This window comes from Bacillus sp. EKM501B, from assembly GCF_011800505.1.
In the GTDB taxonomy this organism is placed as follows: Bacteria; Bacillota; Bacilli; order Bacillales; family Bacillaceae_G; genus Bacillus_A; species Bacillus_A cereus.
Genome location: NZ_JAALFZ010000001.1, coordinates 65,148 through 77,929, shown reverse-complemented (window position 1 = coordinate 77,929; position 12,782 = coordinate 65,148). Strand labels below are relative to the sequence as shown.

Sequence of the window (12,782 nt, the reverse complement as noted above, 5' to 3'; positions counted from 1 at the left end):
GCACTATGCTAACTTTTGAAGAAAAATTATCGATTATTGAATCTTTCCCAGAACTAGAAAGAAAGAACGTATCATTAAAACGTGTAAACTTCCACTTTGAAGAAAGTCGTTTAGATAAAAAGAACGTTGTATTTCATTTACACCCAAATGGAAATGGATTTGTATATGCAAGCGGTATTAAAGGTTATAAAACAGATGATAAAGGCATGGTTAACATCCGTGAGTTTTCAGCAGAGGAGTTACGTTCAGTAATTGAGAAATCAATTGACCTTCTATCACAAGAAGAGGTAGTAGCACCTGTAGAACCTGCGAAAGAAGAAGAATGGCAGAACGAAGATGGTCATATTCTTACTCTTATTTCAGAGGATGACATGTGGAACGTGTACGCTGGTGTAAACTTAGACGGTACATTCAACTCTTATCCAGAAGCTGCGGAATACCTTGATGAAGAAGGCTTTTCACGCAAATAAAAATAGAAACCTATTTCATTCAACGACTTTTATAGTAATCAAAGAAGACACTTAAGGTGTCTTTTTTTGTTATATAAACTCCTTTCTCACACTATCTCTACTAATTTTCATAAAATGATTCAGAGGAGGTTTATATGAATACAACTGCTAAATTAATAAATTGGAAAGAACATGGCGATATGATTATTCTAGAATGTGAATTAAATGGAAAACGCTTCGAGATATCAACATATAAACAAAGAATATATAATGCACACCTTTTATCAGCTGACGTTTATATTCGTTTAGACTCATCTGATAATATAATTGGAATAAATATTTATAAAAAGTAAGAAAAGCCCCCTATTCCGTAGGCGGGCTTTATCTTTATTACACAACATCAGAGTATACTCTCTTTTTTTCATACAGTTTATGTAATTATACATATTCATCAAAAAATACACTAAATGAATATTACATGTAGTAAAATATAACTTGTGGGCACGTTCTATAAAGCAGATTCTTTTAAAAGGCGTAACATATCAATTATTATAGGGGATGTGGCGTCACTTCAATATTGATCTCAAATCTCTTGTCTTTTGTGAACTAACAATCTAGTGTATATAGACGATTCTGCTTTATAGTATGTGTTTACACTCATAACAAAGGGGTAATGGTAATACGGATAGATTCCGATTCGTATGAAATGAAATGGTTCAAGTCGGAGAGAGGCACCTTAAGGTGCCTTTTCTTTTTGTATTACATCCATTTTGTGTTTCCACCTTATTTCAAATGCGCTAATTAACCTTCACCAAGAAGAAATGAGAATTAACAAAGATATTGTTTCTTCTGTTTAATACCGAAAAATGAAGGATACCCCATAGATATGGGGCATCCTTCATTTTTTATTTTTTCGCACCTTTCAATGACTCCCTCAGCACAAATTTCTGCAACTTCCCGCTCGCATTACGCGGAAGTTCATCTACAAATAAATAATGACGCGGACGTTTATAATCTGCTAGTTCATCACTTTCTTTGCAATACGTTTCTAAATCAGCTTCTGTTATTGTTTCATCTTTCTTCACAATAACTGCCACAACACGCTCTCCCCATAATTCGTCTGGCTCACCAAGTACCGCCACATCTAATATACCAGGATGACTATGAAGGAAATCTTCAATTTCACGAGGATAAATATTTACGCCACCGCTAATTACCATATCATCAACGCGATCAGCAACGAATAAATAACCGTCTTTATCAAAATAGCCTAGATCACCAGAATGATACCATCCTTTATACATCGATTTTTTATTCGCTTCTTCACGATTATGATAGCCAGCCATCATAGTTGGGCCGCGCAAAATAATTTCTCCCACTTCATAAGGAGGTAATACATCCTCTGGTTCTGCCGGTGCATCCTCGTTCGGTTTCACAATACGAACTTCATGGCTAAAGCATGGCGTGCCTGCTGAACCAGCTTTCGTAATTTGATCCTCCTCTACGAGAAACGCAACAACTGGCCCCATTTCTGTCATTCCGTATATTTGAACAAGATCAATATAAAGACGTTCTTTACATTCTTTTACTAACGCCGGTGCCATTGCTGCTCCGCCGTATATACCAATCTTCATCGAAGTTAAATCATACTGAGCTAAATCTTTTTGCAACAACATATTCCACATCGTCGGCGCTGCAAAGAACGTCGTAATCTTTTCTTCTTGAATCGTATGTAATACTGTTTCTGTATCAAAATGATGCAAAATAACATTCTTTCCACCAACTTGAATGCGTGGTATGATTCCGGCATTTAATTCACCACAGTGATATAAAGGCGCCACAACAAGCCCTACACTATCTCTATTATATTTAAGGAAATACGTACAAATCATACTATGCTCAGTCATTTCGCGATGACGATGTAATACGCCTTTCGGATGACCTGTCGTACCGCTCGTATAAAGCATTGAACAATAATCCATTTCATCAATTTCGATATTTACTTTCTCAGAAGATGCTGCATTCACTTTTTCATGGTAGGAGCTTGCATAGGAAGGTTTATCGTTTTCTATAGACCAAAAAGATGTATTTGGAAAATCTCTTTCAATTATAGCAACAGTTGACTCAACTGCTTTTTCAAAGACAACGACTTTCGAGGATGCGTCCTGAAGAATATAAGATACTTCTTTTGCTTTTAAGCGGAAATTAATCGGGTTAAAGATCGCTCCGATTTTCGCACAGGCTAAGTAAACGTTTACAAATTCACGGCAATTATATAAGTAAACAGATACCGTATCTCCCTTTCTTACTCCGTCTTCTAATAGAGCGTGCGCTGTTTTATTTATTTGTTCATCCCACTGTTTATACGTCCAGCGAATATTCTTTTCAGGTTCCACTAACGCCTCTTTATTCGGATACTTACCAACTGATAAATCAAAAATTCTCCCTATCGTCATGTACATGCCAACAATTTCCCCCTTTTCTCTTTCATAAATCTATCATTTCGTCCATAAGTAGACATTGTCCTTTAATTATTTGACTAATTTTTCTGATTATTATCGACATAGTTTTACATACGGTACCACTAGACGGTAAATGAAATTATATCAGCGATTTTCCAGATATATCGACCGTAACTTGAAATATATCAGCGATTTTCAAAATATATCAGCGCAACTCGAATTATATCAGCGATTTTTCGAATATATCGACTTACCGACAAAAACTGACAAGATATAATCGGACCGCCCGTTACTGCAGGATAAAAAGAGGTTGTTCCAACTCGGAACAACCTCTTTCTTCTTATGCAAATAGCTCTTCTAAAATTTTCAGTTTATCTTCTGTATATTTTACGAAGCCATCGTTATATGATTTTGGATCTTTCGGATTTGCGAAGTGAGTAATTGCTCCCGTCTTCGGATGAACAAATTTACTTGATGCACCACAGCCAAGTCCGATAATTGATTGTACTTCTTCCATAATGACAATGTTGTAAATACTTTCTTGCGTCGGCATTGCATAACCAACGTTCTCTAAGTTACCTAAAATATTCTTTTGACGATATAGGTAATATGGTACGTAATTATGCTTTTGCGTCCACTCTTCTGCTTCGTGCATCATCGCTGTAATTTCTTCGCGACCTGCTACTTTATATTTACGTTTGTTTTGCGTCATTTCAGAAGCACGTTTGAATGATAACGTATGAACTGTTAATGATTCTGGCATTAACTTTTCTGTTTCATCTAACGTATGTTTGAAGATATCTAACCCTTCACCAGGAAGACCAATAATTAAGTCCATATTAATATTGTTCATTCCCATTTCACGAGCTAAATGGTATTTCTCAATTGTTTCTTCTACAGTATGATGACGTCCAATTGCTTTTAGTGTCTCTTGATGGTATGACTGCGGATTAATACTAATACGGTCAATATTCCATTTATTTAAAACTTCTAGCTTTGCTGGCGTGATCGTATCTGGGCGACCTGCCTCAACTGTTACTTCACGCACATTTTTCACATCTGGGAACGCTTCATACATTTCTTCATACAGCATATCCATCTCTTCTGCTGTAATACTTGTAGGTGTACCGCCGCCGTAATAAATCGTCGTAACTTTTACACCTTTTTCTTTTAAAAACTTACCAATTTCACGAACTTCATAATGTAAACCACCCAAGAACGAATCAACAGAGCCTTGGCGTCCATTAATCGCATAAGCCGGGAATGTACAATATGCACATTTCGTTGGGCAGAACGGAATACCGATATAAATACTTACTTCTTCTTTCAAACGGTATAAATCCGGAACAACTGCTAATTGGCAATCAACAATACGCTGAAGAAGTTCAATTTTCTCTTCATGAATTAAATAACTTTCACGAAGCTCTTGATGCGCTTCTTCTTTTGACATACCATTTTGAAGCATTTTATGAAGAAGTTTCGTCGGACGTACTCCCGTTAAAATACCCCAGCTTTGTTCAATACCAGTTAACTGCTGAAGAACAGAAAGATATACATAAGAAACAACGTGCTTCACTTGCTTCATACGCTCTTTTTCATCTGTGAAAGCAGATAAATCTTTCGAGAATGTTTCTTCATACACATTTCCTGTGCTAACATCCGTTAATCGAGCGGATGCTTTCACATTATCCTCAATGTGTATATCAACGATAAGATTTGCTTCCTCTTGTTCAAATCCAATCGTACTATCTTCAAAAAATAAGCCGCCAATATTTTGTAGCGGACGTAAAAAACGATCATCTTGTAACGTTTTAATTGAAATTAACAACATTATCACCTTTTCATTTGCAAACTCTCTTTAGTTTACTTGAAGGGCGTTTACAGGTCAATACAGAAGGTTTTACCTGTTTCTCTTACATTTTTTCAAATAATTCTTTTTATGAATATCGCTCCTGTATATAGACATCATCATTTTCTCTTGTTAAAATTTATTAGTACTAAAATCGATACATAGTGAAAATACAATATAAAAAGGAGGAATGTTAACACTAGATTCCATAATCTAATGTGTTAAAAAAAATATGAAAAAGAAATTTTATAGTGTTTTAACTCTCTCTCTTGCATTACAAACTGTTCTTGCACCTACTTATTCATTTGCAGAGAGTGCTGAAAAATCCGCTGAAGTATATACGGAAGATCAAGTTTTTAAAAGTATTAAAGAGCATGTTAATGAGCATAGTACTCATGAAGAAGATATCGAGGTTACTGGTCAATTCCTACTATACACTTCAAAAAAACATTCATTATATACCGCGAATGATTTAAAAAACAAATCGAATATCGAGATTACAGAACAAGTCGTAACGGCGACAAAGAAAAAAGGAAATGCTTATTACATAACGACGCCAACTGGCGCTGGATGGATAGATAACAATGATAATAGCTTAGAAGTTCAAGAGATTCATAAACTATCTAATCAAAAATTAATCGTAAAAGAAGAAGCTTTCATACATGCCCTTCCGTTCCAATCATTTAAAGAAGAAGGGAAACTACAGCCACAAGTCATAACTCCTACTGAACAAGCTGGAAATTGGTTTAAAGTCCAAATAAATGAAACAACAAAATGGATTTATGCACCTTCTGCTACATTTGAAGGTACAAAAGCTTCATTATTAAAAAACAGTCGTACTGCTAAAAATAGTTTATTAAGATCGCCAGAAGCTCTACAAACAAACAATATTTATGGCGTTACATTTAAAGAAATGATTGTCCCAAAAGGAAATGACGATATTCGCCCTGGCTACCCGATGGTGCCTAAATATATTACGATTCACGAAACGGCTAATACAGCGAAGGGTGCTAATGCTCTAAATCATGCAAAATTCTTAGATAATCAAGCACGCGGAACAGCTGATCGCGCCGCATCTTGGCATTTCACAGTAGATGATAAAGAAATTTATCAACATCTTCCAGTAAATGAAGTTGGATGGCATGCTGGAAATAAAACTGGAAACTATGAATCTATCGGAATTGAAATTGCCGTTAATCAAGATGGAAACTATGAAAAAGCGGTAGAAAATGCCCGTAAATTGGCAGCTTATTTAATGAACGACTTAAATATTTCTCTAGATAAGGTCCAAAAACACCAATTTTGGTCAGGAAAAAACTGCCCTGCGTTTATGATTCAACGCGGACAATGGGATGCTTTCTTAAAAGGAACTGAAACATACTATAAGGAAAATCAAAAAAATCCCGTAACTGATGACATTACAGGTGGATGGTATGAACAAGACATTCGTCAATTAGCAGCTAGAGGCATTATGCAAGGAGAAGGGAACGGCAAGTACTTCCCAGAACGTCTTGTAACGCGTGCTGAATTTGCTACGTTAATTACTCGTGCTTTACAATTGCCAAGTGGAAATGCTAATTTCACAGACTTAGAACAAGTACACCCATCGTTAAGAGACGGTATTAATCGTGCAGCAAGCGCAGGCATAATCCGCGGACGTGGTGATAATACATTTGATCCAAATACTACAATTACACGCGAAGAAGCTGTTATTATGATCGATCGTTCTCTAAAACACGCTGGTATTTTTGCAAAACAAGTTGAACTACCATTCGTAGACCAAAACTTAATTTACGCTAAAGAAGAAGTACAAAGAGTGTATGGATATGGAATTGTAAAAGGTAATGAATTTAATCAATTCGTACCAAAAGGACCATCACAACGTGCACACGCAGCTGCATTTATAAACAGAATGCTTAGCGTAATTGAAGCTTAACATATTTATCATTCCATATAGATATTTTCATTTTATCTGTATTCACTTAAAAGGCATCAGAGATTATATATCTCTGATGCCTTTTATACATCTTTTAGCTATTTTTAGCCATGAACCTTAAACGTATTCCTAATAGCAGAAGTATAAAACCGATGAATGGAACGTAATTCGTATTGTGTCCTGTAGCTGGAAGTTGTTGATTATTAGAAGAACCTTGTCCTTTTTCTGGTAAATTAGGTTTTTCTACTCCCTCACCTGGTTTTTCTGTTCCTTCACCCGGCTTTTCTGTTCCTTCACCCGGTTTCTCTGTTCCTTCACCTGGCTTTTCTGTTCCTTCACCTGGCTTCTCTGTTCCTTCACCTGGCTTCTCTGTTCCTTCACCTGGCTTTTCTGTTCCTTCACCTGGCTTCTCTGTTCCTTCACCTGGCTTTTCTGTTCCTTCACCTGGCTTTTCTGTTCCTTCACCTGGTTTTTCTGTTCCTTCACCTGGTTTTTCCGGACCTTTTTCTGTATCTTTTTTATTTGTAATTTGAAGCTTTACAACTTCAATTTTTTCATTAGAAATCGTAAATTTCATTTCCTTATCGGATAAAGTATATCCTTCTGGCGCTTTGATTTCTTTTAAAGTGTAATCTCCTGGTTCTAACTTCTTAGAAGTCGCTTTACCGCTCTTGTTTGTTGTTAATGTGTCGATTTTTGTTCCGTCTTTCCAAATTTCAAACACTGCGCCTGCTAATATTTTATTTGTATTATTAGCGTCTACCTTTGTAATTTCTAATTGACCTGTAATTTCTTCTTTCGCTTTTTCATTCATAACTTCTTGTTTTACTACTTCGTTCGCTACAACGTTCACTTCTACTGTCACTTCTAGCGCTTTATAACCTTCCGGCGCTTTCGTTTCCTCTAACGTGTACTTTCCTGGCACTAAGCTTTCGAATTTCACAACGCCGTCTTTATTCGTTGTTTTCGCTTCTCCAACTACTTGACCAGCTTCGTTCTTTAATTTAAATTCTGCACCTGCTAGAACTTTTCCACTCTCCGAATCCTTTTTGATTACTTGTAAGCTTCCTAGTTCTTTTGCGTTTTCTACTTGTACTTCTACTACTTTGTTTGCTTCCACAACGACTTCAATTTCTTCTTTTAACAACTTATATCCTTGTGGTGCTTTCGTTTCTTTTAATGTGTATGTTCCTGGCTCTAATTTCTGAGAAATTACTTTACCTGTTTTATCTGTTCGTAACGTATCTACTTTCTTACCATCTTTATACACTTCAAATTCTGCGTCTGATAATACTTTCGTTTTATCTTCCGCATCTACTTTTACAATTTCGAATTGACCAAGGCTCTTACTGTTCGTTACTTTTACATCAACAACTTTTTCACCGTCAACTGTTACATGAATTATTTGTTTTGTTAACTCATAACCTTCTGGTGCTTTTGTTTCTTCTAACGTATATTCACCTGGCACAAGTCCGTCTACTTTAACCGTTCCAGACTTATCTGTTGTAAGTCCTTCTTTTACAACATTTCCTTTCGCATCTTTCAATGTAAATTGTGCGCCTGCTAAGCGTTTCGTTTGATCTTTATCATCCATTTTAATAATTTGTAGAGAACCTAAGATTTTTTCGTTTTCTGCCTCTACTTTTACTACTTCTTTCTCGTTTTGAATTGTTACTTTCCATTCTTTATTTGAAAGCTTGTAGCCCGCTGGTGCTTTCGTTTCTTTCACTGTGTATTCACCTAGCGGTAATTTCGGTGACATCACTTTTCCACTCTCATCTGTTTTTAGTTCTGCTACCTTTTTACCATCTTTATACACTTCGAATTCTGCACCTGATAACAATTTCGTTTTATCATTCGCATCTACTTTCACGATTTCAAATTGACCTGTTACTTTTTCATTCGTAACTTCTTGTTTTACTACTTCGTTCGCTACAACGTTTACTTCTACTGTTACTTCTAACGCCTTATAACCTTCTGGCGCTTTTGTTTCCTCTAACGTGTACTTTCCTGGCACTAAGTTTTCGAATTTCACAACACCTTCTTTATTCGTTGTTTTCGCTTCTCCAACTACTTGACCAGCTTCGTTCTTTAATTTAAATTCTGCACCTGCTAGAACTGTTCCACTCTCTGCATCCTTTTTGATTACTTGTAAGCTTCCTAGTTCTTTCGCATTTTCTATTTGTACTTCTACTAACTTGTTTGCTTCCACAACGACTTCAATTTCTTCTTTTAACAATTTATATCCTTGTGGTGCTTTCGTTTCTTTTAATGTATACTTTCCTGGTTCTAATTTCTGTGAAACTACTTTACCAGTTTTATCTGTTCGTAACGTATCTACTTTTTTACCATCTTTATACACTTCGAATTCTGCATCTGATAATACTTTCGTTTTATCTTCCGCATCTACTTTCACGATTTCAAATTGACCCGTTACTTTTTCGGAGATCTTTTTATTCACCACATCTACAGTCACTACTTTATTAGCCTCTACATCAACAGAAACTGAACTAGATGATAATTCATATCCTTTCGGTGCTTCTACTTCTTTTAATGTATAGCTTCCAACTGGAAGTTGTTTCGATAAGGCTTCGCCTTTATCATCTGTAACAATTGTTTCCACAACTTTCCCATCTTTATCGATAACATCAAATTTTGCACCTGGTAGAAGTTGACCAGATTCACTATCTTTTTTCAATAATTTAAATTGGCCATTCTCTACTTTTCTCGTATTCTTCATAACAAGTTCAATTACGTTTGTATTATCAATTGTTACTTTGACTGGTGTATCAACTTTTATATATCCTTCTGGTGCATTTATTTCTTTTACAAAATAGTCACCAAGTGGTAAATCTTTAACTTCCGCAATACCCTTTTCGTTTGTTGTAACAGTAGCCACAACGTTATTATCTTTGTCTATAACATCAAATTTTGCGTCTTTTAAAACAATGTTTTCATCGTTTTCATCAACTTTTTTAATTTGTAAATGTCCTTTTTCAGTTGCTGGCTTATTCCACTTTGGCCAGTTAAATTTAAAGTTATGAACCTCAAAACCATCTCTTTGGTGTAATCCTCCAACATAGGCTTGTCCATTAATAGAACCACCTTTTGTTTCTACAACTGCATTAGGTGCAAACACACTACCTACTACACCATAACCTTTAGTTGTTATCTTTGTAGCATTAGGAAATACCCAAATTACCTTACTAGCTAACTCAGTAAAAGATGAATTAGGATCGTATGCTTGAGATGTATTAATTAAATCCGTCGCCATCCCAGTATTTCTTGTATCATACAAAATTGCACCGCCACCAAAACTCACTTCTTCTGCATCTGAATAAATAACAATAAAGTCTTTATTCTCTACATTCGGAAGAAAAACGTCTTTTACATCAAATGTTTTCTTTCCAGTTTGGCCTGAAGAGACATAAATATTAGGGTTATTTACATCTTCACCGATGCCAAAGCTCATATTAGGTTTTGGCTTATCAGTCTGTAGTTTACTTGCATCCCCGATTACACCATCAACGTCTTTTCTAAATTCTTTAAACTTAGCATCAATCTCCGCTTGCTCTTTATAAGAGATACGGTCATATGATGTTTTCATTGCGCCATCTGGGTCACCGTCTTTTGTCATCGCCACTGTTCCATCTTGAATAATTACTTGTCCTGCTCCCGCTTTCGTAAATTGACCGCCTAGTAATAATGATGGATATCCTTCATCTACCCAAGTTGCTCCAGCTAAGTTATTTGCTCCAGTTGCAGCCGCTACGACTGTATAACTTGATGCGTTCATATTTTTCTGAACAGCCATCGCACCTTCAATATCCGCACTCGTTGCACTATGATCTCCAAAAATGATGGCATTGTAATAAGATACATCACCTAAACCTTTTAATTCTGTTGTAGCTGCCTCTGCTTTAAATGGTAAATGGATTAAAAAATTCATACATATTAGTAATACAACTATTAAACTACTACTTAACTTTTTAATTTTTTGATTAAATGATTTCCTCAAGAAATTCATTCCCCCTTTTAAACTTCCTAAAACCCAAAAAAGAAGTACATATCATATGCACCAAACCTTACTCACATTAACTTAAAATAATCCATTTAAATAAAATAAAGAAACACTACAACTACTTAATAAGATTGCTACAATTCATTTTTGAAATAATACGTGAACTAAACTGTCATGCGGAAATACTTTTACGTATGGGAGCCCAATAAAATTAATCTGAAGAATATTTCATGTGGTGTAACTGTTTTGGCAACATCATCCACTTTACATTAGTTTTCTAAAGGATTCAAGTGAATTGTATAGATTTCATACACAATTCATATTTTAAAACGCTTTCACTGTTTTTAATAAGATAAACAAAAAAACGTAGCCAAAAAGCTACGTTTTTCTGTCATCGTTTCGGTGTATTTTTATGATTCTTCAAAAACGGAAGCGGGAATTGCTTACGGAAATGCTCTTTAATCATATACTCTACACCGTTTTCGCTATTTGAACGTGTAATCCAATCTGCTGCTTGCTTTAATTCTACAGGCGAGTTCCCCATCGCTACCCCAAGTCCCACGTTTTCAATAACCTCTAAATCTTCCATACTATCTCCAATCGCAACCATTTCATTTAGCGAAATATTTAAATGCTCTCCAAGCAATTGTAATCCACGTAATTTTGATACATTTTGCGGTAAAATTTCTATTCGTTTTGAATCACATTCAACATACTCTACATCTTGGAACGCTTTTCTTAATGTATTTAGCCCGCGTTCTTTTTCACCTTTAGTTTGGAAAAGAACATCAATTTTTGGCGCCGCTACCGGATGGTCACGAAGCGCGTCACCTAACGAATCTACAAATTGAACTGGATAAAATAACGGATCTGCGCTTGATAATACAGTGCGCGCAATTAAGTTTGGTGTATTTCTCTCACGATTTCCTATCGAAAACCGTTCATGAGAAATACGTACGTTACAATCAAAGTGCTCTAACACTTGCACAATGTTAAAAGTCTTCTCTTCAGACAATCTTCTTTGAACGTACGGCTTATCTAACGTTGCTGAAACGAAAGCACCACCATGTGTCACTAATATAGAATCTAATTTTAACGCCTTTGCTACTTTATGAGCGGATTGAAAATTACGACTCGTAAATAACGTAACGTATACATCTTTTCTTTTCACAAATTCAATTGTTTCTCGTAATCCTTTTGCAATTTTTCCATTGTTGTATAGTAGTGTCCCATCTATATTAAGAGCTAGTAAGCGATAAATCATGTCGCACTCCCCCTCTTCGCTGTTGTACTCTATCCATAATTTATGAAATAAACCCGATAAATAGAACGAGTTAGAATTACTACTGAAAATTTGGTTTACTATATACATATACACTTAGCAAAGGAGATAGTACAATGCAGGCACCTCCTTCTTTTTATGAAGGCGATACGTTAGAAGTCGCAAAAAAATTACTCGGACAAAAACTTGTTCATATTGTAGACGGAATAAAGCGAAGCGGAATCATTGTAGAAGTAGAAGCATATAAAGGCCCCGATGATAAGGCAGCACATAGTTACGGAGGCAGACGAACGGACCGCACAGAAGTTATGTTTGGTGCACCAGGGCATGCTTACGTATATTTAATTTACGGTATGTATCATTGCTTTAACGTTATTACAGCACCAGCGGGCACCCCGCAAGGTGTTCTCATTCGAGCCCTTGAGCCGGTAGATGGAATAGAAGAAATAAAACTAGCGCGCTACAATAAGACCGAAATTACAAAAGCGCAGTACAAAAATTTAACGAACGGTCCTGGCAAACTATGCCGTGCCCTCGGAATTACTTTAGAAGAACGCGGTGTATCGTTACAAAGTGATACGTTACATATTGAATTAGTTCCAAAAGAAGAACACATATCATCACAATATAAAATAACAGCAGGACCTCGTATTAATATCGACTATGCAGAAGAAGCTGTACATTATCCGTGGCGTTTTTATTATGAGGGACATCCGTTTGTTTCAAAGAAATAAACGATATCGACTTACCGACAAATAAAAGAAGACTGTTCCAAAGTGGAAC

8 protein-coding genes are annotated in these 12,782 nt (G+C 35.9%); 4 read left to right on the top strand and 4 right to left on the bottom strand.

Annotation, left to right across the window (positions count from 1 at the left end; translation table 11 throughout):
- Positions 1-5 precede the first annotated feature (5 nt).
- Together HFD78_RS00390 and HFD78_RS00385 are read left to right on the top strand one after the other, a co-directional pair.
- Positions 6-470 carry a hypothetical protein gene (locus tag HFD78_RS00390; protein ID WP_000954998.1) on the top strand — a complete coding sequence of 155 codons (465 nt, stop codon included), beginning with the start codon at positions 6-8 and terminating at the stop codon, positions 468-470.
- Between the two features lie 134 nt (positions 471-604).
- Positions 605-802, top strand: coding sequence for a hypothetical protein (locus HFD78_RS00385; protein ID WP_001098258.1), 198 nt, complete (start codon positions 605-607; stop codon positions 800-802).
- A gap of 552 nt (positions 803-1,354) precedes the next feature.
- Here HFD78_RS00385 and HFD78_RS00380 read toward each other — a convergent pair.
- Together HFD78_RS00380 and HFD78_RS00375 are read right to left on the bottom strand one after the other, a co-directional pair.
- Positions 1,355-2,911, bottom strand: a complete 1,557-nt coding sequence (locus tag HFD78_RS00380; protein ID WP_000281980.1) for a fatty acid--CoA ligase — start codon at positions 2,909-2,911, stop codon at positions 1,355-1,357.
- Between the two features lie 340 nt (positions 2,912-3,251).
- A complete protein-coding gene (locus HFD78_RS00375; RefSeq protein WP_001999181.1) occupies positions 3,252-4,742 on the bottom strand; it encodes a coproporphyrinogen III oxidase in 1,491 nt (496 codons plus the stop codon).
- Between the two features lie 250 nt (positions 4,743-4,992).
- Here HFD78_RS00375 and HFD78_RS00370 point away from each other — a divergent pair, with 250 nt between their 5' ends.
- Positions 4,993-6,696, top strand: coding sequence for an S-layer homology domain-containing protein (locus tag HFD78_RS00370; RefSeq protein ID WP_191968047.1), 1,704 nt, complete (start codon positions 4,993-4,995; stop codon positions 6,694-6,696).
- A gap of 94 nt (positions 6,697-6,790) precedes the next feature.
- Here HFD78_RS00370 and HFD78_RS00365 read toward each other — a convergent pair whose 3' ends face one another.
- A complete protein-coding gene (locus HFD78_RS00365) occupies positions 6,791-10,714 on the bottom strand; it encodes an MSCRAMM family protein (protein WP_191968046.1) in 3,924 nt (1,307 codons plus the stop codon).
- A 394-nt stretch (positions 10,715-11,108) separates the two neighbouring features.
- Positions 11,109-11,981: a Cof-type HAD-IIB family hydrolase gene (locus HFD78_RS00360; protein WP_000640431.1), complete on the bottom strand. Its 873-nt coding sequence runs from the start codon at positions 11,979-11,981 to the stop codon at positions 11,109-11,111.
- A gap of 134 nt (positions 11,982-12,115) precedes the next feature.
- Between HFD78_RS00360 and HFD78_RS00355 the strand changes: the two genes are divergently transcribed.
- Positions 12,116-12,733, top strand: coding sequence for a DNA-3-methyladenine glycosylase (locus HFD78_RS00355; RefSeq protein ID WP_001148778.1), 618 nt, complete (start codon positions 12,116-12,118; stop codon positions 12,731-12,733).
- The last annotated feature ends 49 nt before the right edge of the window (positions 12,734-12,782 follow it).